Genomic DNA, 23,171 nt, shown 5'->3' with positions numbered 1-23,171 from the left:
TCACACTAACGCTCCTGGTTGTAGGTGCTGTCAGGACCGAAGCCCTGGCCGTTCGTTTCACTGCCTGCGCTGCGTCCGCGTTGGACGCCCCGGCGCAGGTTGCTCAGCCTGCCCCGGACGTCCTCCGGGGCACGGGAGACCTGTGGGCCTCCCTGGGGAGTGCTCTCGGCGGAACCCTCGAACAGGTTGGCCTTGGGTACCCGCCTCGGCAGGCCGGAGGAGGTGACCCCGCCCGCCTTCGGCTTCCGGAGCTGCGAGGCCTGCTGCCACCGCTCGTCGTTCGCCGAGCGCCAGTCGCCGTCGCCGTTGCTCTCCGGGGTGGAGGCGGGAGGCTCCTGGCTCGCTCGCCGGGCGCCGCCCGCGCCGTTCGCACCGCTCGCGGCGGACCCGCGGCGGGGAAGCCCGGCGTCGGTCAGCGAGGGTGCGGCGGAGTGGGCCGGTCCCGGACGGTCGAAGCCTACGCGGTCCTGCTCACCCGCGTCAGCGGCCTGCGCAGATTCCGTTTCCGGAGCCTGAGAAGGGTACTGGTTCGGGTAGCCGTTCTGGTAACCGTCCTGCTGCGGCCAGTCATCCTGGTGACGGCGCTGCTCGAAGGCGGGGAAGCCGCCGGGCACGCCCGCACCCGGCGCCGCGGGCTCCTCCTGGGCCGGCTCCGCATAGGAGGGCTCCGGGTAGCCGCCGTTCGACGAGAAGGCGTCGTTCTGCGGCAGGCCGCCGTTCGGCGCGTAGTACTGCTCCTCGTACGACTGCCGCTGCGGCTCTTCGTACGACTGCCGCTGCTGCTCCTCGTACGGCGCCTGACGGTCGTACGCGGAGGGCTGCTGCTCCGGGTAGCCGGTCTGGCCGGTGTCGTAGGCCTGGCCGGCGTCGTAGCCGTGCTGCGCGGTGTACTCGTCCTGGTACGCGGGCGCCTCGGCCTGCTCCTGGGCGTTCTGCCCGGGGAGGGCGGGCTGCTGGTGGGCCTGGGCCTCCAGGGCCGCCCGGCGCTCCTCGCGCATCAGGGAGCGGCCGACGGGGTCCAGCTCGCGTATGTCGTCGGGGACGTCCGAGTAGCGGCTGTCGTCGAAGCCGAGCTCCGCCGCCGTGCGCATCGGCTGGTTGAAGTTCTCGCCGCCGAAGTTCTGCTCCGGGATGATCTGCGAGACGGTGAACTCGTCGCGGTCCACGTGCTGCTCGCCGCCACCGCCGTGGGTGATCGCGTCGGGCAGCATGACCAGCGAGGTGGTGCCGGCCTGCTCGCCCGAGGGGCGCAGCTGGACGCGGATGCCGTGCCGGTCGGACAGCCGGCCGACCACGAACAGGCCCATGCGCTGCGAGATCGCGGCGTCCACGGTCGGCGGGTTGGCCAGCTTGTGGTTGATGTCCGCGAAGTCCTCGGCGGTCAGGCCGATGCCCTTGTCGTGGATCTCGATCATCACGCGGCCGTCGGGGAGACGGGTCGCGGTGACGCGGACCTTGGTCTGCGGGGAGGAGAACGTCGTCGCGTTCTCCAGCAGCTCGGCGAGCAGGTGCACGAGGTCGGTGACCGCGCGGCCGTGGATCTCGGCCTCCGGGACGCCGGACAGCTCGATGCGCTCGTACTGCTCCACCTCGGACGAGGCGGCGCGCAGGACGTCGACCAGCGGCACCGGCTGGTCCCAGCGGCGGCCCGGCTCCTCGCCGGCGAGGACGAGGAGGTTCTCGCCGTTGCGGCGCATACGGGTCGCCAGGTGGTCCAGCTTGAAGAGGTTCTCCAGCTGGTCCGGGTCGGCCTCGTTGTTCTCCAGGTCGGTGATGAGGGTCAGCTGGCCCTCGATCAGCGACTGGTTGCGGCGCGAGAGGTTGGTGAAGATCGCGTTGATGTTGCCCCGCAGCAGGGCCTGCTCGGCGGCGAGCCGGACGGCCTCGCGGTGGACCTGGTCGAAGGCGCGGGCGACCTCGCCGATCTCGTCCGTGGTGGTGATCGGGATGGCCTGGACGCGGGTGTCGACGCGGCCGGGGTCGGTGCGGGAGAGCTGGTCGACCAGCATCGGCAGGCGCTGCTCGGCGATGCCGAAGGCGGCGTTGCGCAGCTGGCGCATCGAGCGGCTCATCTGGCGGGCGACCGCGCCGGCCAGGATGAAGGCGAGGAGCAGGGCGACGACGACGGCGGCACCGGTGATGTAGGCGTCGCGCTGGGCGGTGTCGGCGATGTCCGAGGCCTCGCTCACCGCCTTGTCCGCCATGTCCGCCTCGATCTTCTCGTAGGCGTTGAACTTGAGGGTGTTGACCGCCCACCAGTTCTCGGCGGTGATGCCCCGCTCGGCGAGGGCGGCGCGGGCGCTGGGGTCCGTGCTCTGCAGCGTCGCGAGGGCCGCGACCATCGTCTCCGGCTTGGAGGGCGGCGGCACGTAGTCCGGGTTCTTGGCCTTGGCCTCCCGGGCCATCGCGGCGCCGTCGGTCTTCAGCTTCGCCTCGGCCGCCTTGAGCTTGGCCGCGTCCTCCTCGGTACCGCCGCCGATGTACTCCTCGACGGCGATGCGCTCGAGGTAGGCGTACGAGGACAGGGCGATGCGCTGGCTGGCCAGGTTGCCGTCGTCCGGGCCCGGCTTGATCAGGATGTGCATGCCGATGGAGCGCTGCAGCGACAGGGCCGCCTTGGTGAGCTCGATGGCGTACACGGTCCGGCCGTAGCTGGTGATGTTGCCGGTGCCGAGGCCCAGCTCGTTGGCGAACTCCGTCAGCGGGTGCGCGACCTCGACGTAGCCCTCTTCGGTCTGCACACCCTTGAGCTTGGAGGTGTACGCGACCTGGCGCAGGGTCGCCAGCTTCGGCTCCGCCTCGCGGAACAGCTTCAGCCGGCGCTCCAGGCCGGGCTTGGCCGGCATGCTCTGGGCCGCGGTGTCGAAGGCGTCGGCCGCCTCGTCGGTGGCCTTGCGGACCTGGGCGACGGTCGCCTTGTCCTGGGCGGTCTGGGCGCTGCCCTTCAGCAGGGGCGCCGCCGAGGCGTCGCGCTCGTTGTAGAGGGCGTTGGCGTAGAGCAGGGAGGCCCGGACCAGACGCGCGGTGTTCTCCGCGTCCTCGGCCTCCTGCCAGGTGTCGATCGAGCTCTTGACCTGGAAGCCGCCCATGACGAGGCCGACCAGCACGGGTATGAGCAGGATCGCGTTGAGCCTGGTCGCCACGCGCCAGTTGCGCGGGGAGAGACGGCCGCCGCTCGGGGCGGGCGCGGCCGTCGGCTCCGAACCGGGCACGGGGGCGGGCGCCGCTGTGCGCGGCGGCGGGGTGAAGTTGCCCCGGGCCGACGGCTCGGGACTGTTCTTGCTTCGCCTCACTCGACCAACAACCTCTCGGCGGTCGGCACCAACGTTGTGCCGCAGTGTCTCAGAGCCCAACCACGTCCTCGACGGACGAGTACGTCATTGACTATTGGGCAGTTCAGGCATTCCAGCACGACGACCTGCGCTCTTCCAAACAGTCGAGGGCAGGGATTCCGGAGGGTGTAAGCCCCAGATAAAACGGTCATAAAGAGCGAGCCCCGCCAAAAGGCGGGGCGATTGTGCGCGCAGCGAGACCGGATGTGCGCGACGCGTGGCCGTACCACCCGATTCCTCTGCCGAAACGTTATGAACACCTTGGCCGACCGTGTCAAAGGACACAGCCGGCTCCGGAGCATCTACGACAACTGCCGTATGGCGCTTCTGAATTGGGTGCTACCTCAGCCGTGCCATCAGCGCGTGCTCGACCAGCGTGATCAGGGCACTCTTCGCGTCCGCGCGGTGGCGGGCGTCGGTGGTGATGATGGGGGTGTCGGGGCCGATCTGGAGGGCCTCGCGTACCTCGTCGGGTGTGTAGGGCTGCTGGCCGTCGAAGCCGTTGAGGGCGATGACGAAGGGCAGGCCGCTGTTCTCGAAGTAGTCGACGGCGGGGAAGCAGTCGGCCAGGCGGCGGGTGTCCACGAGGACCACGGCGCCGATGGCGCCGCGCACCAGGTCGTCCCACATGAACCAGAACCGGTCCTGACCGGGCGTACCGAACAGGTACAGGATCAGGTCCTGGTCCAGGGTGATACGGCCGAAGTCCATGGCCACCGTGGTGGTGGTCTTGTCCCCGGTGTGCGTCAGGTCGTCGATGCCCGCGCTCGCCGAGGTCATCACGGCCTCGGTCCGCAGCGGGTTGATCTCCGAGACGGCGCCGACGAACGTGGTCTTGCCCACGCCGAAGCCGCCAGCCACCACGATCTTCGCGGAGGTGGTGGAACGACCCGCGTCAGAGCTTGCGAAGTCCACTGAGCACCCTTTCGAGCAGTGTCACGTCCGGCGCACCGGTGGCCTCGTCGCCGCCCGGCTGGTGGATCGCGACGAGACCGGCCTCGGCGAGGTCCGCGACCAGGATCCGGGCCACACCGAGCGGCATGTTGAGCAGCGCCGAGACCTCGGCCACCGACTTCACCTCACGGCACAGGTGGCAGATGCGCTGGTGCTCCGGGAGCAGTCCCATGAGCGCCGCCGGGTCGGCGGTCGTACTGATCAGTGCCTCGATGGCCAGCTGGTAGCGCGGCCGCGTCCGGCCGCCGGTCATGGCATACGGCCGTACCAGCGGCTGGTCGCCCTCGTCCTCGTACGGCTCCGCGTACGGATCATGAGAGGCGGTGGGCGGGGTCATGAGTCCTCCGGGCGGGACAGCAAGTCGGTCAGTCGAGCCGTCTGACGAGGCCTGTGTGGGGTGTGTGGCGGCCGGACGGTGATGTGGTGAGACGGGTGGTGCCGGGGCCGATCAATGGAGCAGACTGCCTTGGAGCTCAGCTCGCAGGTCGGGTGTCAGGACCGCGCCCGCGCGGTCGACCAGGAGCGCCATCTCGTAGCCGACGAGGCCGATGTCGCACTCGGGGTGGGCGAGGACCGCCAGCGAAGAGCCGTCCGAGATGGACATCAGGAAGAGGAATCCGCGCTCCATCTCCACGACCGTCTGCGCCACCTCACCGCCCTCGAAGATCCGGGAGGCGCCCGCCGTCAGGGACGTCAGGCCCGAGGCGACGGCCGCGAGCTGGTCCGCGCGGTCGCGCGGGAAGCCCTCCGACATCGCCAGGAGGAGACCGTCGGCGGACACGACGACGGTGTGGGACACCCCGGGGGTGTTGTCCACGAAGTTGGTGATCAACCAGTTGAGGTTCTGTGCCGCCTGGCTCATCGGACTCAACTAACGCTCCTGCTGGTGAGTGGGTCGTGGGAAGCTGCCGGTCTGGGTGGAGCCGGCCTGACGACCCTGTGCGATACCCCGACGGAGATTGGTCAGCCGGCCGCGCACGTCATCGGGGGCGCGCGAGACCTGAGGACCGCTCTGGTGCGATTGCTGCTGAGCCGTGCCCGGGACGAGGTTCGCCCGGGGCACCCGGCGAGGCAGGCCGGAGGTGGTGACACCGCCCGCGGCGGGCTGGCGAACGCGCTCGGCCTGGCGGACGAGGTCGTCGTTCGGCGAGGTACGCCAGCCTGTGGGGGCGGACCGCTGGGGACCGGTGGGTCCCTGCGGCTGCTGCGGGGCCGGAGCCGAGCCGTTGTTCTGCGGCTGCTGCTCCTGCTGGCCGTGGAACCAGTTGGTCTCCAGCGTGTCGTACAGCGGCGTACGACCGTCGCCCGGCCCGGACGCCGGCGGCAGGGCCTCGGGCTCCTGCCGGGCGGGCCGGGCCTGCGGGGCGGGCGGGCGCGGGGCGCCGAAGTCCGATCCGCCCCGGGCGCCGTTGGCCTGCGGCCGCTCGAACCGGCCCGTGCCCGCCGGGTCGGCAGGCGTGGCCGGACCCGGGAGGGTGGGCCGGCCGGAGCCGTTGTCCTGGCGCGGCGCGGGGTACTGCCCGGTGGAGTTGTCGTCCTGGCGGGGCGCCGGGTACTGCCCGGTCGAGCCGTACTGGCCGGTGGAGTTGTCGTCCTGGCGGGGCGCCGGGTACTGGCCGGTCGAGCCGTTGTCGTAGGACTGCGGGCTCTGCGGTGCCGGGAACTGGCCGGTCGTGGACGAGGCGTCGCGGCGGCCGCCCGGGGCGCCGAAGACGTCCGGGCGGACGAACGGGCCCTGCTGGCCGTTCGCGCCGGGACCGGCGAACGGGTCCGACTGCTGGGAGCCGAAGTCGTCGCTCGGCACGGCCGGGATCTCCGCCGTCGAGCCGGGGCCCTGGTGGTCGTCGATCCGCGGCATGGCGGACGTACGGGAGACGTCCGACTCCTCATGTCCGCGCGGGGCGTCCAGCGAGGCACGCGGCACCGGCGGCTGGGCGTTCTCGTCGCTCCAGCTCGGCACCCGCGGCTGCGGGTCGCCGCCGGGCAGCTCGGCCCGCGGGCCACCGCGCGGCGGCAGCTGCGGCCGACGGCCCTGGCCCTGCTCGGCGTTGCCGCCCTGCTGCCTGCCCCGGCCGCCGCCGAAGGCGTCCTGGCCCTGCGGCCCGTTGGTGCCCGCGGCCTGAAGGCCCTGCGGGGCACCCGGCGCCTGCCCGAACCCGGCGCCCGCCGGAGCCGGCCGGCCCTGCGAGGGACCGCCCTGCTCGAACGGCGAGGTGCCGGGGCCGCCCTGCGGTCCACGCGCTCCGCCCGGGGCTCCCGGACGGCCGCCGTCCCCGTCCCGGCCGGGCAGCGCGGCACGCGGGCCCTGGCCCGCCCCGAGCCGGCCACCGCCGGACGCACCACCGCCGAAGGCACCGCCACCGGACGGACCGGCCCCGAGGGCGCCGCCGCCCTGGCCGGCACCGGCGGCCCGCCGGGCCGCCGCCGCACCGGCCGCGGCCTGCGCGGCGGCCGGACCGCCACCGCCGACCGGCGGCTGGCCGCCCTGCTTGGGCTGGGGCTTCTTGCCGCCCTGGGCGACGTCGACGGGCAGCATGACCAGCGCGGTCGTGCCACCGGAGTCGGACGGGCGCAGCTGGATGCGGATGCCGTGCCGCTGGGAGAGCCGGCCGACCACGAACAGACCCATGCGGCGGGAGACGGAGACGTCCACCGTCGGGGGAGAGGCGAGCCGCTCGTTGATCGCGGCGAGGTCCTCGGGCGACAGGCCGATGCCGGTGTCGTGGATCTCGATCAGCACCCGGCCGTCGGGCAGGGCGTGACCGGTGACCTTGACCTTGGTCTGCGGGGAGGAGAACGAGGTCGCGTTCTCCAGCAGCTCGGCGAGCAGGTGCACGAGGTCGTTGACCACGCGTCCGGCGACCTCGGTCGTCGGCACGGCGGCCAGCTCGATGCGCTCGTACTGCTCCACCTCGGACGCGGCGGCGCGGAGCACGTCGACCAGCGGGACCGGGCGGGTCCACCGGCGACCGGGCTCCTCACCCGCGAGAACCAGCAGGTTCTCACCGTTACGGCGCATGCGCGTGGCGAGGTGGTCGAGCTTGAACAGCGAGGACAGCTGGTCCGGGTCGGCCTCGCGGGACTCCAGTTCGGAGATGAGCGACAGCTGACGCTGGATGAGGCCCTGGGAGCGGCGCGAGAGGTTGGTGAACATCGCGTTGACGTTGCCCCGCAGCAGGGCCTGCTCGGCGGCGAGGCGGACCGCCTCGCGGTGCACGTCGTCGAAGGCCGCGGCCACCCGGCCGATCTCGTCCCGGGAGTGCACACCGACCGACTCCACGGACGTGTCGACGTCCTGCGGGTCGGACTCGGACAGCTGCTTGACCAGCTCGGGCAGGCGGTCGGAGGCGACCTTCGTCGCGGTCTCCTCCAGGCGGCGCAGCGAGCGGATCATGGAGCGGGCCACGACGAAGGCGCCGACCAGCGACACACCGAGCACGATCAGGATCAGCGCACCGGAGATGATCGCGTCGCGCTCGGTGGCGCTGCGCAGCTCGCGGGCCTTCTGTTCCATCTCCTCGAGCAGAGTGTGCTCGATGTTCTTCATCTGCTGGATCTTGGTGGAGCTGTCGTCCAGCCAGTCGCGGTAGGACCGCTTGTCCTGCTGCGCGAGACCGCTCGCGGAGACCAGGGCACGGCCCGCGTAGGTGTCGGTCGCCTTGATCGTGGAGTTGCCGCCGTCCTCGATCGGCTTGAGCAGCTCGGCGGCGGCGTCCTCGCCGTAGATGCTCTTGAAGCTGCGGATCTCGGACTTCTGGCTCTCCAGGGCCGACTGGGCGTAGAGCCGGTCGTTCGGGGAGAGCTTGCCGGTCGTGGTGTTGCTCGCGGGCAGCGCCGCGGCGAGGGCCGCGCGCTGGATCGACGAGTACTCCTTGGCGGAGGAGAACGCGGCCAGCGCACGCGTGCGCTGGATCATGTCCGGGTTGCTGGTCGCCTCGGCCATGTCCTGGGAGAGGTCGATCAGGTTCTCGATCAGACGGTGGTACGCCTCGATCGTCTGCGTGGAGTTGCCCTCGGAGGCGTAGGCGCTCTTGCGGATCTGCGCCAGGTCGCCGAGCTCACCGGCGATCTGGATGAGGTACTCGCGGACGCCCTTGAGGTTGCCGTCCTTGCTGGCGCTGTCGATCTCCTCGGAGCTGTCGAGGAAGTTCTTCATCGCCCGGTCGGTCTTCTCGCGCAGGCCCTTGACCGTGAAGTCGGTGGCCTTGCCGCCGTGCGCGAGCGGGCCCGCCGACTGGTCGCGCTCCTCCTGGAGGGCGGCGGACAGCTCGGTGGCCTGCTTGGTCATGTCCGTCAGCAGCTTCATGTTGTCGAGCTGCTGGATGTCGTCCATGGACTGGTTGATGCGCAGCGCGCCCAGCGAGGTGGCCGCGACCACCGGGAGCGCGAGCAGCGACACCAGTCGGGTGGAGATGCGCCAGTTGCGCAGGGCTATTCGCGGGCCGGGGCCGGTCGGGCCCGCCGGCGGCTTCAGGGGCGGGGCCGGGCTCGCGGACCCCGAGGGGACCGACGCACCGGGGCGCCCGGAGCGCTCACCGCCGTCACCGGCCGGGCTCGGGTTCTGGGCGTGCTGGGGCGAGGGACCTCGGTCGGTCCCGCCGTGCGGCTCCGGCTCCGCCGAAGCGCTGCCATCCCTCTTGAAACGTCCCTGCACTAGCGTCGCAACCTCTGGACCAGGCACTCCGTCGTCAGAACGGCGGAGCACGGTGTCGGCGTTCTGGGGACGCCCTGAGTACGCCCCCGTGGTGGTCGTGAGTGACCGGCGCTGGCTCCCCCTTCTGGCCGCCACTCGGCGCGTCTGTGCGCCCCCTGTGCGCCGGCTCGATCCCGCGGCGGTCCGTGGCATTCCAGCACAGCACGGGATCTCCAACAAGGCTCGTAGGCCAGGCCGTGACATAGGTGACACCACGTGAGGGCCGGATCACCGGTCGTAGAAAGTGAGTTCGTCCATTTCGGACGTATGCCCGCGAGTCGCCGAGCCGCGACGGGTGTCCCAGTCGCCATGATCAGGAGCGGAATGAGGGCTTCAGTGGGCCAATGTCCGTTTCGTTGGGGCTACTCGCGAGTCCGGATTGACCGATTCGACCCCTGATCCGTGAGAAAACTCACATGCTGATCATGGACCCCCGGCGGCTGTGCCGGGAATCTCGTGTTTAGCCTGACGCTTTACAGAGATGGCAAAACCGACAACCCGCGCCCCCGCGGTGCTCTCGCACCCTCGGGGTGCCCGTCACAGGACAGGGTCAAGTAAACAGTGAAGACGACGACGATGTTCCACAAGATCGCCAACCCGCGACGCACGACGCTGGCGCACCTCGACGGCGCCGACGAACTGCAGACGCCGGAACAGCCGGAGCACCCCGTCGAACTCCCGGCCCAGACCGCCAACCCCAAGCGCACCGTCCTCATGGAGATCCCCGTCGCGGCCGCCGCGGCCGCGGAGTGACACCAAGTAGTACGCGTGCCGGCCGCCGGATGCTCACGGCGGCAGGATACGAACTCCGAGGGGCGCCCCCACCGACCGGGGCGCCCCTTCGTCATGCGCGCGGCGCGGGCACCTCCCCGCGTTAGCCTGGAGCGTCAGACTCCAGCCGCTTCAGTCAAGGGGCCAAGCATCCCGTGCGCATCGCCAGATTCTCCATCGACGGGAACGTCGCCTTCGGCGCCATCGAGGGCGAGAAGCAGGACGAGCTCGTCCTGGACATCATCAAGGGCATCCCGTTCGCGGACTACGAGCTCTCCGGCACGAAGGTGCCGGTCGGCAAGGTGAGGCTGCTGCCGCCGGTGCTCCCCAACAAGGTCGTGGCCTTCGGCCGCAACTACGCCGAGCACGCGCGCGAACTGGGCAACGAGGTGCCCGAGGCCCCCTTCGCCTTCTTCAAGCCGTCCACCTCGGTGATCGGCCCCGGCGACGAGATCCAGTACCCGTCCTTCTCCTCAGAGGTGCACCACGAGGCCGAGCTGGCCGTGGTCATCGGCCGGATGTGCCGCGAGGTCCCGCGCGAGCGCGTCAAGGACGTCATCTTCGGCTACACCTGCGCCAACGACATCACCGCCCGCGACGTCCAGAAGCGCGAGAAGCAGTGGGCCCGGGCCAAGGGCTTCGACAGCTCCTGCCCCCTCGGCCCCTGGGTGGAGACCGACCTCGACCCCTCCGACCTGACCATCCAGCTCACGGTCAACGGCCAGCAGCGCCAGCTCGGCCGCACCAGCGAGATGATCCACTCCGTCGAGGACCTGATCGTCAACATCTCCGAGGCCATGACGCTGCTCCCCGGCGACGTGATCCTCACGGGCACCCCGGCTGGGGTCGGCCCCCTCAACGTCGGCGACGAGGTCGCCGTCACCATCGAAGGCATCGGCACTCTCACCAACAAGGTTGTCAAGCGTGGCTAGCGCACCCGGCTCCTCCGTACGCGTCCGTTTCTGCCCGTCGCCCACCGGTAACCCCCACGTGGGCCTGGTGCGCACCGCCCTGTTCAACTGGGCGTTCGCCAAGCACCACCAGGGCACCCTGGTCTTCCGCATCGAGGACACCGACGCGGCCCGCGACTCCGAGGAGTCGTACACCCAGCTGCTCGACTCGATGCGCTGGCTGGGCTTCGACTGGGACGAGGGCCCCGAGGTCGGCGGCCCGCACGCGCCGTACCGGCAGTCGCAGCGCATGGACCTGTACAAGGACGTCGCCGTCAAGCTGCTCGACGCCGGCCACGCCTACCACTGCTACTGCTCTCAGGAGGAGCTGGACACCCGCCGCGAGGCCGCCCGCGCCGCCGGCAAGCCCTCCGGCTACGACGGCCACTGCCGCGAGCTGACCGCCGCGCAGGTCGAGGAGTACCAGGCCCAGGGCCGCGAGCCGATCGTCCGCTTCCGCATGCCCGACGAGACGATCACCTTCACCGACCTGGTCCGCGGCGAGCTGACCTTCACCCCGGAGAACGTCCCGGACTACGGCATCGTCCGTGCCAACGGCGCCCCGCTGTACACGCTGGTCAACCCGGTCGACGACGCCCTGATGGAGATCACCCACGTCCTGCGCGGCGAGGACCTGCTCTCCTCCACCCCCCGCCAGATCGCCCTGTACAAGGCGCTGATCGAGCTGGGCATCGCCAAGGGCATCCCCGAGTTCGGCCACCTGCCGTACGTCATGGGCGAGGGCAACAAGAAGCTCTCCAAGCGCGACCCGCAGTCCAGCCTGAACCTCTACCGGGAGCGCGGCTTCCTCCCCGAGGGCCTGCTCAACTACCTCTCCCTGCTCGGCTGGTCCCTCTCGGCCGACCAGGACGTCTTCTCCATCGACGAGATGATCGCGGCCTTCGACATCTCCGACGTGAACCCGAACCCGGCCCGCTTCGACCTGAAGAAGTGCGAGGCCATCAACGGCGACCACATCCGCATGCTGGACGTGAAGGACTTCACGGAGCGCTGCCGCCCGTGGCTCCAGGCGCCGTTCGCCCCCTGGGCCCCGGAGGCCTTCGACGAGGCGCAGTGGCAGGCCATCGCCCCGCACGCGCAGACCCGCCTCAAGGTCCTGTCGGAGATCACCGACAACGTCGACTTCCTGTTCCTGCCGGAGCCGGTCGAGGACGAGGCCTCCTGGAACAAGGCCATGAAGGAGGGCTCGGACGCCCTGCTGCGCACGGCCCGCGAGAAGCTGGAGGCGGCCGACTGGACCTCCGCCGAGTCGCTCAAGGAGGCCGTCCTGGCCGCCGGTGAGGCCCACGGCCTCAAGCTCGGCAAGGCCCAGGCCCCGGTCCGCGTCGCCGTCACCGGCCGCACGGTCGGCCTGCCGCTGTTCGAGTCCCTGGAGGTCCTGGGCAAGGAGAAGACCCTGGCCCGGATCGACGCGGCGCTGGCGAAGCTGGCCGCGTAACGACACGGTTCCCACGAGGGCGGCGTCCGGTTCGGACGCCGCCCTCGCCGTGTCCGCCCAGCCGTCACCCGGAGTTCACCGTTCCGGCCAACTCCCGTCCCGGACGGGGGCGTTGGATGCCCCTGTGCGCACGGTGCGCGTGTGCGCCCTGGTACAGGGGGAGAGGAACATGAGCCGTTCACGAAGACTCGTCCACGCGGCCGTCGGCGGGGTGGTGGCCCTGTCCTGCACCGTGCTGACCGCACCCGCGCAGGCCGCTGTGGCGGCGGGCGAACCGGTCGGCACGGTACGACTCGTCACGGAGAAGCGCGTGACCGTCGACTACCCGTGGGCCGGGGCGTCCGGCTTCCAGTACCGGCCGGGGACCACCTCGGTCACCACGGTGGACTACCCCGACGCGGTCCCGCCCGCCCACGCCGGCCCCGACGACCTGGCGAGCGGCACCGACGTCATGACCACCCGCGACGGGCAGAAGGTCGTGCAGCGGCACCGCTCCACCGGGGCGACCGCCACCGTCACCCTCCCCTCCGACCAGGCCTACCGGGCCGCCGTCGGCTGGAGCGTGCTGACTCTGGACTCCACCGGCGCCCTGCACGTCCTGCGCGCCACCGACGGCACGGTCATCGCCGACCGACCCGTCACCGGTTTCCCCGCAGGCGCCCGGCCCGTCTTCTACCGCACCGGCGGCTCGGTCACCCGCCTGGCGATCGTCTACGTGCTGGACGGCAAGACCTCGGTGGGCCTGGTCGACCTCGCCGACGGCGCCTTCCGCACGTACGTCACCGCCGACGAGGCCACCCCGGAGCTCGCCTTCAACGACCGCTGGCTCGTCGCCGACTGGAAGGCGATCCGGGTGGACTCCGAGCCCGGCACCGAGCCCACCGCCCTCACCAGGACGGGCGTACAGCTCGAAGCGGTCGTGGGCGACCAGCTCCTGCTCGGCAACCCGGACTTCGTCCTGGGCGGCACCGAGGCGGCACTGACCGCCCGCTCCCTCGCCACCGGCGCCACGAACACCGTGCTGACTTCGTCGTTCGGCGGGATCGGCCCGACGCTGGACGGCGGCGCCCTGGCCACCGCCGGCCCTTCCAGCCTCGATTGGAACATCCACCGCATCGGCCTCGACGACAACGGCGGCCTCACCACCACCCAGGTGACCCGGGTCCCCGCCGCCGCGACCGCCGTCCAGGGACTGGCCGTCGCCGCCGGCGAGTTGCTCCTGCACGGCGCCACCCCGGGCGCCTCGCTCCGCTACAGCGGCTTCCAACTGGACGCCGCCGGCCGACCCACGGGCCCCCAGACCCCCCGCAGTCCGGGTCTGGCCGCCCCCACGTGCCTCGGCGGCGACGCCGCCTGCCCCCAGCTGGAGGCCCTGGGCGACGGCCGCGTCAGCCACCTGCACACCAACGCGAACGGGGAGGAGTCCGTGGTGAACGCCGGTCTCGACACCACCACCCTCCTCGGCGCGCCCACCGACGGCGACTCCGGCGGCCGTATCGCCGGCAGCACCGGCCGTTACGTGCTCTACAACGGTGGCTCCGGCAAGCAGCGGGTCGTCGACTTCCCGCGCGGCGCCACGAGCGGCACGACCGTGCTCACCCGCGACCGCACCGCCGCCGCGGTGTGGGGCCAGACCCTGTGGACCCCGGGCAGCACCCCGGGGACGGCCACCGGCCGCAACCTCAAGACCGGCACGACCACCACCGTCACCACCGGCGCCCCCTGCACCCCTACGGACCTGCAAGCCGTCAACACCTGGCTGTACTGGTCCTGCGGCACCACCGCGGGCGTCTACGACCGGGCCACCCAACGCAGGATCACGGTCCCGGCCGACCACGCCCCGGCCCGCCTCGCCGACGGCTTCCTGCTCCGCGAGAACCGCACCACCCACGAACTGCTGCTCACCGACTTCCACACCGGCGCCGCCGCCACCCGCACCCTGGTGAAGCTGCCGACCACGGACCAGAACACCGGCGGCAGCAACGGCCGCTGGGCCGTCGACCGCTTCGGCGGCCACATCGCCTACCTCAACGGCACGTACGGCGAGGTGTCGATCGTCCCCAGCGGCGTCCCCGCCTCACCCCTCGCGCAGATGGAGGCCCAGGTCTACTCACCGTCCGTGATCGGCAGGTCGTTCCCCTGGGCGCCGGTGTGGCAGCTGAACAAGCCCTCCACCTGGACCCTGACCCTCGCCACCGCCTCCGGCACGGTCCTGCGCACCCTGACCGGCGCCTCCACCGGAGCCGCCGTACGCCCCGCCTGGGACGGCACCACCGACAGCGGCGCCGGAGTCACGGGCGGCACCTACACATGGAAGCTCACCGCCCACCCCCGTGACGACCAGGGCCCCGACCTGACCCTCTCCGGCACGATGACGCTGGGCTGAGGACCGGTCGCGGTGGGTACGGTCCGACCATGAGCATCCAAGCCGTGGTCTGGGACGTCGACGACACCCTCTTCGACTACACCACCGCCGACCGCCTCGGCATGCGCGCCCACCTGGCGGCCGAGGGCCTGCTCGACGACCACGGCACCGTCGAGCAGGCCCTCGCCCGCTGGCGGGAGATCACCGAGCTGCAGTGGGCGCGCTTCGCCGCGGGCGAGGCCACCTTCGAGGACCAGCGGCGCGACCGCGTGCGGGTGTTCCTCGGGCAGGAACTGACCGACGCCGAGGCCGACGCCTGGTTCCAGCGGTACATCGCCCACTACGAGGCGGTCTGGACGCTGTTCCCGGACGTCCTGCCCGTCCTCGACGCCCTCGCCGCCAGCCACCGGCACGCGGTGCTCTCCAACTCCAGCCTCCACGTCCAGGACCGCAAACTGCGCGCCCTCGGCGTCCACGACCGCTTCGAGGCCATCCTGTGCGCGGCGGAACTCGGCGTCTCCAAACCCGAGGCCGGCGCTTTCCACGCCGTATGCGAGACCCTCGCCCTGGCTCCGCACCAGGTGGCGTACGTCGGTGACCACCCGGAGATCGACGGGCGGGGCGCGGCCGAGGCCGGGCTGCTGTCGGTGTGGATCGACCGCGGCGGCCTGTACGCCACGATCGACCCGCCCGCCGGGCCGCACCGCATCGCCTCCCTCGCCGAACTGCCCTCGCTCCTCGGCGCGGATACTCGTTTTGGAGCCCCGTCCACCTTCGGGTAATGTTCTTCCTGCGCCGCCGGGGAGCGGGCCGAAAGGCCGGAGCCCGGGGGAGCGAACTAGAACAAGAACCCCCTTGGGGGGCTTGCGTTCCAGTGGCCTATGGTGTAATTGGCAGCACGACTGATTCTGGTTCAGTTAGTCTTGGTTCGAGTCCAGGTAGGCCAGCTCGCAGAGCTCATCTGCAAAGCCCCCGTTGTGTAGCGGCCTAGCACGCTGCCCTCTCAAGGCAGTAGCGCCGGTTCGAATCCGGTCGGGGGTACTGGTTCCGATCTTGTCGGGATCGCTAGGGCCCCCGTTGTGTAGCGGCCTAGCACGCCGCCCTCTCAAGGCGGTAGCGCCGGTTCGAATCCGGTCGGGGGTACTGACTGGTCTAAACCACATTGGTCTATGGTGTAATTGGCAGCACGACTGATTCTGGTTCAGTTAGTCTTGGTTCGAGTCCAGGTAGACCAGCTCGGACCTGCGGAAACGCAGAGTCCACGCCCCCGTTGTGTAGCGGCCTAGCACGCCGCCCTCTCAAGGCGGTAGCGCCGGTTCGAATCCGGTCGGGGGTACGCATACACGAGGCCCTCCACTTCGGGTGGAGGGCCTCGTGCCGTTAGGGGCGCGGGGAACTGCGCGAACAACCACAGACGGCCGGCTGCCGACACGGAACCCCAAGCTGCCATGGCGCCTGGTCGGGGAAAGCCTGCCGCGGCGTTGAGGCCGACCTCCCCCGAACCGTTCAGCCGGTGCGCCGAAGGGCCTCGGACAGGCGCCCCGCCGCATCGATCACAGCCTGCGCATGCATCCGGCCCGGGTGACGGGTCAGACGCTCGATCGGGCCGGACACCGACACGGCCGCCACGACACGGTTGGAAGGGCCCCGCACCGGCGCGGACACCGACGCGACCCCCGGCTCCCGCTCACCGATCGACTGCGCCCAGCCCCGCCGCCGTACGCCCGACAGGGCCGTCGCCGTGAAGCGCGCCCCCTGCAGACCGCGGTGCAGCCGCTCCGGCTCCTCCCAGGCCAGCAGGATCTGCGCCGAGGAGCCGGCCTTCATCGTGAGCGTCGAGCCGACCGGGACCGTGTCCCGCAGACCGGACAGGCGCTCCGCCGCGGCGACGCAGATGCGCATGTCGCCCTGGCGGCGGTAGAGCTGCGCGCTCTCGCCCGTGACGTCACGGAGATGCGTGAGCACCGGGCCCGCGGTGGCGAGGAGACGGTCCTCACCCGCGGCCGCGGCCAGCTCGGCCAGACGCGGGCCGAGAATGAAACGGCCCTGCATGTCGCGCGCCACCATGCGGTGGTGTTCCAGCGCCACGGCCAGGCGGTGGGCCGTGGGTCGTGCCAGTCCGGTGGCACCGACCAGACCCGCGAGGGTGGCCGGACCGGACTCCAGAGCGCTCAGGACGAGGGCCGCCTTGTCCAGAACGCCGACGCCGCTACTGTTGTCCATGAAACGATACTCGCGTCTCACTCTGTGAAACGCAAGTTCAAATTTCCGTGGAACCCGCCACTCTGGAAGACACGAAGTCACAACGGCCCGTGACGTACGGGCCTGGCGGCGGATGCCCGGAACCAGGGGCGCGGGCCCGCCTCCTCAAGATCTCTAGTTGGGTCGGCGATCGCCGTCGGCCGGAGGGAACAGCGATGGGTAGGACACTCGCGGAGAAAGTCTGGGACGACCATGTCGTCCGGCGCGCCGAGGGCGAGCCCGACCTTCTCTTCATCGATCTGCACCTGCTGCACGAGGTGACCAGCCCGCAGGCCTTCGACGGTCTCCGCAAGAGCGGGCGCAAGGTGCGGCGCCTCGACCTCACCATCGCCACCGAGGACCACAACACCCCCACCCTCGACATCGACAAGCCCATCGCCGACCCCGTCTCCCGGGTCCAGCTGGAGACCCTGCGCAAGAACGCCGCCGACTTCGGGGTGCGCCTGCACCCGCTGGGCGACGTCGAGCAGGGCGTCGTGCACGTCGTCGGCCCGCAGCTGGGCCTGACGCAGCCGGGCACCACCGTCGTCTGCGGTGACTCGCACACCTCCACGCACGGCGCCTTCGGCGCACTCGCGTTCGGTATCGGCACCTCCCAGGTGGAGCACGTGCTGGCCACCCAGACGCTGCCCATGAGCCGCCCGAAGACCATGGCGATCACGGTCAACGGCGAACTGCCCGAGGGCGTCACCGCCAAGGACCTGATCCTCGCGATCATCGCCAAGATCGGCACCGGCGGCGGCCAGGGCTACGTCCTGGAGTACCGCGGCGAGGCCATCGAGAAGCTCTCGATGGAGGCCCGGATGACCATCTGCAACATGTCGATCGAGGCCGGCGCCCGCGCGGGCATGATCGCCCCCGACGAGACCACCTTCGCGTACCTCAAGGGCCGCCCGCACGCCCCCGAGGGCGAGGACTGGGACGCCGCCGTCGCGTACTGGAAGACGCTGCGGACGGACGAGGACGCCGAGTTCGACGCCGAGGTCGTCATCGACGCCGCCGAGCTGTCGCCGTTCGTCACCTGGGGCACCAACCCGGGGCAGGGCGCACCGCTTTCGGCGTCCGTCCCCGATCCTGCTTCGTACGAAGACGCTTCGGAGCGCTACGCCGCCGAAAAGGCCCTGGAGTACATGGGGTTGGAGGCCGGGCAGCCGCTGCGGTCCATCAAGGTGGACACCGTCTTCGTAGGCTCCTGCACCAACGGCCGCATCGAGGACCTGCGCGCCGCCGCCGAGCTGCTCAAGGGCCGCAAAGTCGCCGACGGGGTACGGATGCTGGTCGTCCCGGGCTCCGCGCGGGTCGGTCTGCAGGCCGTCTCCGAGGGTCTGGACGTCGTCTTCAAGGAGGCCGGCGCCGAGTGGCGGCACGCGGGCTGCTCCATGTGTCTGGGCATGAACCCCGACCAGCTGGCCCCGGGTGAGCGCTCCGCGTCCACCTCCAACCGCAACTTCGAGGGCCGGCAGGGCAAGGGCGGCCGTACGCACCTGGTGTCGCCGCAGGTCGCGGCCGCGACCGCGGTGCTGGGCCACCTGGCCTCCCCGGCCGACCTGTCCGACGCCGAGACCCGTACGCCCGCTGGAGTCTGATCAGTCATGGAAGCATTCACCACCCACACCGGCCGGGCCGTCCCGCTGCGCCGCAGCAACGTCGACACCGACCAGATCATCCCCGCCCACTGGCTCAAGAAGGTCACGCGCGACGGGTTCGAGGACGGGCTGTTCGAGGCCTGGCGCAAGGACGAGACGTTCGTCCTCAACCAGCCCGAGCGCCAGGGCGCGACCGTCCTGGTCGCCGGCCCCGACTTCGGCACCGGCTCCTCCCGTGAGCACGCGGTCTGGGCGCTGCAGAACTACGGCTTCAAGGCCGTGATCTCCTCCCGCTTCGCTGACATCTTCCGCGGCAACTCGCTCAAGAACGGCCTGCTCACGGTGGTTCTGGAGCAGAAGATCGTGGACGCGCTGTGGGAGCTCACCGAAAAGGACCCGCAGGCGGAGATCACCGTCGACCTGGAGAGCCGTGAGGTGCGTGCCGAGGGCATCACCGCCTCCTTCGAGCTGGACGAGAACTCCCGCTGGCGGCTGCTGAACGGCCTCGACGACATCTCGATCACCCTCCAGAACGAGGCGGACATCGCCGCGTACGAGGCGAAGCGCCCGTCGTTCAAGCCGCGGACGCTCCCGGTCTGATCCGGAGCACGATCCGCCGCCCCTGAGCAAGGCGACTTTCGGCCACGGCAAGACCCCCTCTGTACCCCCGATCAGCCCGATCGGGGGTACAGCTGTGTCTGCACCCGAACGGCCCTGCACGTCCGGGCCGGGGCTGTCAACTTCCCACGTTATGCCGGTGGTTGTTGGGGTACGCGAGTGGTACAGCCGTGACTTCCGTGTGCGCCCGGAAGGCCGTTTGAGGCGGCAGTTGTCCCCTGCGCAGGCGACAACTCGCCCCAGATGGCACAATCTGTGCATGGAACACGACGGCCAACTCGAGCTCTATGCGGCAGTCGCGGACCAACTCAAGGAAGCGCACGCAAGGGTGCGCGCACTGCAAGTCCCGGAGGGCGTACGGATGGCGCTGACCCGGAAGCTGCTGGTCATTACGGCCGCGGCCAAGCACGATCTCGCCGACGCGGCAAGGCGGCTGGAGCGGTTCACCGCGGACCTCGACGAGGGGTGTCTCCCCGACGAGGAACGCTGAACCCGTCGACACCGTCGAGTTCGTTGCGGCACAAGGGTGATAAGCCCGTTTCGTGTTTGATTTGCGGTATATATCTGCCTAACGTGCGAAAAAGCTTGAACACTTTCGTTCTGGCGATGTCTCCGAAGGGGAAGACGTGAACAAGGCGCAGCTCGTAGAAGCGATTGCCGACAAGATGGGCGGCCGCCAGCAGGCCGCCGACGCTGTCGACCATGTACTGGACGCCATCGTCCGCGCGGTCGTCGCAGGTGAGAGGGTCTCCGTCACCGGCTTCGGTTCCTTCGAGAAGGTCGACCGTCCGGCCCGCTACGCCCGTAATCCCCAGACGGGCGAGCGGGTTCGGGTCAAGAAGACCTCCGTTCCGCGCTTCCGCGCGGGCCAGGGCTTCAAGGACCTGGTCAGCGGCTCGAAGAAGCTCCCGCGTGGTGGTGAGGTGTCCGTCAAGAAGGCACCCAAGGGCAGCCTGACCGGCGGTGCCGGCGCGACGGTCAAGAAGGCCGCCGCGAAGAAGGCGACCACGAAGACGGCCGCCGCGAAGAAGACCACCGCCAAGAAGACCACGGCGAAGAAGGCCACCACCAAGACGGCCGCCGCGAAGAAGACGACGGCCAAGAAGGCGCCCGCCAAGAAGACCACGGCGACGTCCAAGACCACCGCCGCGAAGAAGACCACCGCCAAGAAGGCCCCGGCGAAGAAGGCGACGGCCAAGAAGGCGCCCGCCAAGAAGTCGACGGCGCGCAAGACCACCGCCAAGAAGACCACCGCCCGCAAGAAGTAGGGGCGCCGGGGTATTCACGCGCCGGGCCGGACTCCCGCACGGAGTCCGGCCCGCGGTGTGTTCAGGAGTGGTCAGAGGGTCTGGAGTGTCACGAGAGTAATGCGGAGGCTCTCCTTCGGGCCCTCCACCTCGATCCGGACCCGCTGCCCCGGACGCAGCAGTCTCAGGCCCCCCGCGTCGAACGCCGCCGCGTCGAAGGGCACCGGGGTGCCGTCGTCCAGGAGCACCTGCCCACTGCGGCTTTCGGGGTCGTACGTGTACGCGGTCGCCTGCATGGCCGCAGCCTACTGCCCGGGTATCAGCAAGCGCGCGGCGGCCGCGGCCGTATGAGGGCCGACCCCCAGGGCCAGGGCGCTGCGCAGGTCGTCGCCGGTGTCCACGTCCTGGCGTACGGAATCCACGGCGGTGAGGGACAGTTCCACCGCGCCGGACTTGTGGTGCCGGGCCCGGGAATCGGTGCCGAAGGCCGGACGCAATTCCAGGCCCGGGGCGGCCGCCAGCAGGGTCGTGCCGATCCCGGCCGCGTCCGGGAGAAATGCGCGCGGGAATTCAGCGGCGGAATCGAGGACCCGGGACAATTCCTGCGGGCGCAGCGCCGGGAGGTCGGCGTTCAGCGCCGCCACCGGACTTCCCGGACGCGCGGACCGTATGACGCCCGTCCCGTGTGCGAGCGCGGCGTTGAGGCCGCCGCCCGGCTCGTCGGGGATGATCGCCGCGCCCAGAGCGGCCAGCTCACGGCCCGCCCGGGCGTCGTCCGTGACGACTGCCACATCACGCACCGCCGGGCAGGCCAGCGCGGCCGCCACCGTGTCCTGGGCGAAGGCCAGCGCCAGGTCCGGCCGCAGCCCGTCGTCCGCGGTGTCCGCAAGCCTGCTCTTGGCCTGGGCCAGGGGCTTCAGGGGTACGACCAGGGTCCACTGCACGGGTGTTCCGTCCTCCTCTTGTCGCGGTCATTGTCACCCGGGGCATCGGGCGGTCGGCGTGTCGGGGCGTACGGTGTTCTCGACAGACCGGCGGCCTGGGGCGACACTTGTGCGGCCCCCCGGTGGCCCCCGCTTCAGGCCCTAGAGGAAGGTGTCCGCGTGCCCCGCCGCAGAATCGGCTTCTGGTACCGCTTCGCCGCGGTGATCTGCAAACCGCCGCTGGTGGTTCTGCTCAGGCGGGACTGGCGCGGAATGGAGCACATTCCGGCCGAGGGTGGATTTATCACCGCGGTGAACCACAATTCGCACATCGACCCCTTCGCTTACGCGCACTTTCAGTACAACACCGGGCGCGTCCCGCGATTCCTCGCGAAGAGCGGGCTTTTCAAGAAGGGATTCGTCGGGGCCGCCATGCGGGGCACCGGGCAGATCCCCGTCTACCGCGAGAGCACGGACGCGCTGAGCGCCTTCCGGGCCGCGATCGACGCCGTGGACCGCGGGGAATGCGTCGCCTTCTACCCCGAGGGCACCCTCACCCGCGACCCGGACGGCTGGCCCATGACCGGCAAGACCGGGGCGGCCCGCGTCGCCCTGCAGACCAAGTGCCCGGTGATCCCCGTCGCCCAGTGGGGCTGCAACGAGTTGCTGCCGCCGTACGCGAAGAAGCCGCGTCTGCTGCCGCGCAAGACGCACCGCGTGCTCGCCGGACCGCCGGTGGACCTCACGCGGTTCTACGACCGGGAGATGACCGCGGACCTGCTGAAGGAGGCCACGGAGGTCATCATGGCCGCCATCACCCGCCAGCTGGAGGAGATCCGCGGCGAGAAGGCGCCCGCGACGCCCTACGACCCGCGGCGGGAGCGGATCGAGCAGCGGCGCCGCACCCAGGCGCAGACGCAGCAGACGGAGACGCACCAGAAGTCCGGGCAGACCGTGCAGGAAGAGGGGCTGGGCAAGTGAGCACACCGGTCAAGGCGGCGGTCCTGAGCGCCGGTTCGTGGGGCACGGCCTTCGGCATGGTGCTCGCCGACGCGGGCTGCGAGGTCACCCTGTGGGGACGCCGCCCGGAGGTCGTGGAGGCCATCAACTCCACGCGGACCAATCCCGACTACTTCCCGGGCGTCGAGCTCCCGGAGAACGTGCGGGCCACCACGGACCCCGCCGAAGCCGCGGCGGACGCCGACTTCACGGTCCTGTCGGTCCCCTCGCAGACCCTGCGCGGCAACCTCGCCGAGTGGAGCCCGCTGCTCGCTCCCGACACGGTCCTCGTGTCGCTGATGAAGGGCGTCGAACTCGGCTCCGCGATGCGGATGAGCGAGGTCATCGACGACGTCGCCAAGGTCGGCCCGGACCGGATCGCCGTCGTCACCGGGCCCAACCTGGCCCGGGAGATCGCCGCGCGGATGCCGGCCGCCGCCGTCGTCGCCTGCACCGACGAGGCCGTCGCCCAGCGGCTCCAGGCCGCCTGCCACACGCCCTACTTCCGCCCGTACACCAATACGGACGTGGTGGGTTGCGAACTGGGCGGAGCCGTGAAGAACGTCATCGGCCTCGCCGTCGGCATCGCGGACGGCATGGGCCTCGGCGACAACGCCAAGGGCTCCCTCATCACGCGCGGCCTCGCCGAGACGACCCGGCTCGGCATGGCGCTCGGCGCCGACCCGCTGACCTTCTCCGGACTCGCCGGCCTGGGCGACCTGGTGGCCACCTGCTCCTCGCCGCTGTCCCGCAACCACACCTTCGGCACCAACCTCGGCAAGGGCATGACCCTCCAGGAGACCATCGCGGTCACCAAGCAGACCGCCGAGGGCGTCAAGTCCTGCGAGTCGGTGCTGGATCTGGCCCGCCGGCACGGCGTCGACATGCCGATCACGGAGACGGTCGTCGGCATCGTGCACGAGGGCAAGCCTCCGGTGGTGGCGCTCAAGGAGCTGATGTCGCGCAGCGCGAAGCCCGAACGACGCTGAGCGACGCGAGGCGGCGGGCGCTG

Annotated in this window: 19 protein-coding genes and 5 tRNA genes; 16 read left to right on the top strand and 8 right to left on the bottom strand. The window is 70.8% G+C overall.

The annotated features are described in order from the left end of the window. Positions 1-5 precede the first annotated feature (5 nt). The 5 genes from ACSUPV_RS11605 to ACSUPV_RS11585 all read right to left on the bottom strand — a co-directional run bounded on the left by ACSUPV_RS11605 (position 6) and on the right by ACSUPV_RS11585 (position 8,940). Positions 6-3,293, bottom strand: coding sequence for a sensor histidine kinase (locus ACSUPV_RS11605; RefSeq protein ID WP_436947427.1), 3,288 nt, complete (start codon positions 3,291-3,293; stop codon positions 6-8). Positions 3,294-3,671: 378 nt separating this feature from the next. Then, positions 3,672-4,247, bottom strand: a complete 576-nt coding sequence (locus tag ACSUPV_RS11600; RefSeq protein ID WP_020271455.1) for a GTP-binding protein — start codon at positions 4,245-4,247, stop codon at positions 3,672-3,674. Next, entirely contained in the window at positions 4,228-4,623 is a 396-nt protein-coding gene (locus ACSUPV_RS11595; RefSeq protein ID WP_031121441.1) for a DUF742 domain-containing protein, read from the bottom strand. Before ACSUPV_RS11595 ends, ACSUPV_RS11600 begins: the two co-directional genes overlap by 20 nt. A 111-nt stretch (positions 4,624-4,734) precedes the next feature. Then, positions 4,735-5,148, bottom strand: coding sequence for a roadblock/LC7 domain-containing protein (locus ACSUPV_RS11590; RefSeq protein WP_037767687.1), 414 nt, complete (start codon positions 5,146-5,148; stop codon positions 4,735-4,737). 9 nt (positions 5,149-5,157) lie between these two features. After that, on the bottom strand, positions 5,158-8,940 hold the full coding sequence (locus ACSUPV_RS11585) for a nitrate- and nitrite sensing domain-containing protein (protein WP_436947426.1): 3,783 nt from the start codon (positions 8,938-8,940) through the stop codon (positions 5,158-5,160). Between the two features lie 600 nt (positions 8,941-9,540). Between ACSUPV_RS11585 and ACSUPV_RS11580 the strand changes: the two genes are divergently transcribed. From ACSUPV_RS11580 to ACSUPV_RS11535, 10 genes are all read left to right on the top strand, one after another. Further along, the gene (locus ACSUPV_RS11580) at positions 9,541-9,732 is read left to right on the top strand and encodes a hypothetical protein (RefSeq protein WP_031121436.1); all 192 of its coding nucleotides are present in this window, start codon (positions 9,541-9,543) and stop codon (positions 9,730-9,732) included. A 173-nt stretch (positions 9,733-9,905) separates the two neighbouring features. Continuing rightward, positions 9,906-10,682 (top strand): fumarylacetoacetate hydrolase family protein, encoded by a 777-nt coding sequence (locus ACSUPV_RS11575; RefSeq protein ID WP_031121435.1) that lies wholly within the window; start codon positions 9,906-9,908, stop codon positions 10,680-10,682. Continuing rightward, complete coding sequence (gene gltX, locus ACSUPV_RS11570) at positions 10,675-12,159, top strand: glutamate--tRNA ligase (RefSeq protein WP_359790731.1); 1,485 nt, start codon at positions 10,675-10,677, stop codon at positions 12,157-12,159. Before ACSUPV_RS11575 ends, gltX begins: the two co-directional genes overlap by 8 nt. Before the next feature lie 169 nt (positions 12,160-12,328). Continuing rightward, positions 12,329-14,545 (top strand): FlgD immunoglobulin-like domain containing protein, encoded by a 2,217-nt coding sequence (locus tag ACSUPV_RS11565; protein ID WP_436947425.1) that lies wholly within the window; start codon positions 12,329-12,331, stop codon positions 14,543-14,545. A 29-nt stretch (positions 14,546-14,574) separates the two neighbouring features. After that, entirely contained in the window at positions 14,575-15,306 is a 732-nt protein-coding gene (locus tag ACSUPV_RS11560) for an HAD family hydrolase (RefSeq protein ID WP_031121431.1), read from the top strand. A gap of 93 nt (positions 15,307-15,399) precedes the next feature. Next, positions 15,400-15,471 (top strand) — tRNA-Gln (locus tag ACSUPV_RS11555). A 21-nt stretch (positions 15,472-15,492) separates the two neighbouring features. Next, positions 15,493-15,565 (top strand) — tRNA-Glu (locus tag ACSUPV_RS11550). A gap of 29 nt (positions 15,566-15,594) precedes the next feature. Then, positions 15,595-15,667, top strand: a tRNA-Glu gene (locus tag ACSUPV_RS11545). A gap of 20 nt (positions 15,668-15,687) precedes the next feature. Further along, positions 15,688-15,759: transfer RNA gene (locus tag ACSUPV_RS11540), tRNA-Gln, on the top strand. Between the two features lie 28 nt (positions 15,760-15,787). Then, positions 15,788-15,860 (top strand) — tRNA-Glu (locus ACSUPV_RS11535). A gap of 170 nt (positions 15,861-16,030) precedes the next feature. Here ACSUPV_RS11535 and ndgR read toward each other — a convergent pair. Further along, positions 16,031-16,747, bottom strand: a complete 717-nt coding sequence (ndgR, locus tag ACSUPV_RS11530; protein WP_010044585.1) for an IclR family transcriptional regulator NdgR — start codon at positions 16,745-16,747, stop codon at positions 16,031-16,033. 194 nt (positions 16,748-16,941) lie between these two features. Here ndgR and leuC point away from each other — a divergent pair, with 194 nt between their 5' ends. The 4 genes from leuC to ACSUPV_RS11510 all read left to right on the top strand — a co-directional run bounded on the left by leuC (position 16,942) and on the right by ACSUPV_RS11510 (position 20,258). After that, on the top strand, positions 16,942-18,372 hold the full coding sequence (gene leuC, locus ACSUPV_RS11525; protein ID WP_031120969.1) for a 3-isopropylmalate dehydratase large subunit: 1,431 nt from the start codon (positions 16,942-16,944) through the stop codon (positions 18,370-18,372). 6 nt (positions 18,373-18,378) lie between these two features. Continuing rightward, positions 18,379-18,972, top strand: coding sequence for a 3-isopropylmalate dehydratase small subunit (gene leuD, locus ACSUPV_RS11520; RefSeq protein WP_031120968.1), 594 nt, complete (start codon positions 18,379-18,381; stop codon positions 18,970-18,972). 277 nt (positions 18,973-19,249) lie between these two features. Continuing rightward, positions 19,250-19,480, top strand: a complete 231-nt coding sequence (locus ACSUPV_RS11515; protein ID WP_031120967.1) for a hypothetical protein — start codon at positions 19,250-19,252, stop codon at positions 19,478-19,480. A gap of 136 nt (positions 19,481-19,616) precedes the next feature. Continuing rightward, positions 19,617-20,258, top strand: a complete 642-nt coding sequence (locus ACSUPV_RS11510; protein WP_037763941.1) for an HU family DNA-binding protein — start codon at positions 19,617-19,619, stop codon at positions 20,256-20,258. A 71-nt stretch (positions 20,259-20,329) separates the two neighbouring features. Here ACSUPV_RS11510 and ACSUPV_RS11505 read toward each other — a convergent pair whose 3' ends face one another. After that, positions 20,330-20,533 (bottom strand): hypothetical protein, encoded by a 204-nt coding sequence (locus ACSUPV_RS11505; RefSeq protein ID WP_031120965.1) that lies wholly within the window; start codon positions 20,531-20,533, stop codon positions 20,330-20,332. Positions 20,534-20,542: 9 nt separating this feature from the next. Further along, entirely contained in the window at positions 20,543-21,181 is a 639-nt protein-coding gene (cofC, locus tag ACSUPV_RS11500) for a 2-phospho-L-lactate guanylyltransferase (protein WP_436947424.1), read from the bottom strand. Between the two features lie 159 nt (positions 21,182-21,340). Between cofC and ACSUPV_RS11495 the strand changes: the two genes are divergently transcribed. Further along, on the top strand, positions 21,341-22,141 hold the full coding sequence (locus ACSUPV_RS11495; RefSeq protein WP_436947423.1) for a lysophospholipid acyltransferase family protein: 801 nt from the start codon (positions 21,341-21,343) through the stop codon (positions 22,139-22,141). Continuing rightward, positions 22,138-23,148 carry an NAD(P)H-dependent glycerol-3-phosphate dehydrogenase gene (locus tag ACSUPV_RS11490; RefSeq protein WP_037763938.1) on the top strand — a complete coding sequence of 337 codons (1,011 nt, stop codon included), beginning with the start codon at positions 22,138-22,140 and terminating at the stop codon, positions 23,146-23,148. The genes ACSUPV_RS11495 and ACSUPV_RS11490 overlap by 4 nt, the downstream gene beginning before the upstream one ends. Positions 23,149-23,171 lie beyond the last annotated feature (23 nt).

This window comes from Streptomyces sp. SudanB52_2052, from assembly GCF_964272415.1.
GTDB classification, from domain to species: Bacteria; Actinomycetota; Actinomycetes; order Streptomycetales; family Streptomycetaceae; genus Streptomyces; species Streptomyces olindensis.
The sequence above is the reverse complement of the archived record's forward strand: the minus strand, read 5'-3'. Positions and strand labels throughout refer to the sequence as shown.

Coding starts and splice junctions, on each gene's coding strand:
- ACSUPV_RS11565 (WP_436947425.1), top strand. CDS start 12,329: ATGAGCCGTTCACGAAGACTCGTCCACGCGGCCGTCGGCGGGGTGGTG.
- leuC (WP_031120969.1), top strand. CDS start 16,942: ATGGGTAGGACACTCGCGGAGAAAGTCTGGGACGACCATGTCGTCCGG.
- ACSUPV_RS11560 (WP_031121431.1), top strand. CDS start 14,575: ATGAGCATCCAAGCCGTGGTCTGGGACGTCGACGACACCCTCTTCGAC.
- ACSUPV_RS11595 (WP_031121441.1), bottom strand. CDS start 4,623: ATGACCCCGCCCACCGCCTCTCATGATCCGTACGCGGAGCCGTACGAG.
- ndgR (WP_010044585.1), bottom strand. CDS start 16,747: ATGGACAACAGTAGCGGCGTCGGCGTTCTGGACAAGGCGGCCCTCGTC.
- leuD (WP_031120968.1), top strand. CDS start 18,379: ATGGAAGCATTCACCACCCACACCGGCCGGGCCGTCCCGCTGCGCCGC.
- ACSUPV_RS11505 (WP_031120965.1), bottom strand. CDS start 20,533: ATGCAGGCGACCGCGTACACGTACGACCCCGAAAGCCGCAGTGGGCAG.
- ACSUPV_RS11515 (WP_031120967.1), top strand. CDS start 19,250: ATGGAACACGACGGCCAACTCGAGCTCTATGCGGCAGTCGCGGACCAA.
- ACSUPV_RS11590 (WP_037767687.1), bottom strand. CDS start 5,148: ATGAGCCAGGCGGCACAGAACCTCAACTGGTTGATCACCAACTTCGTG.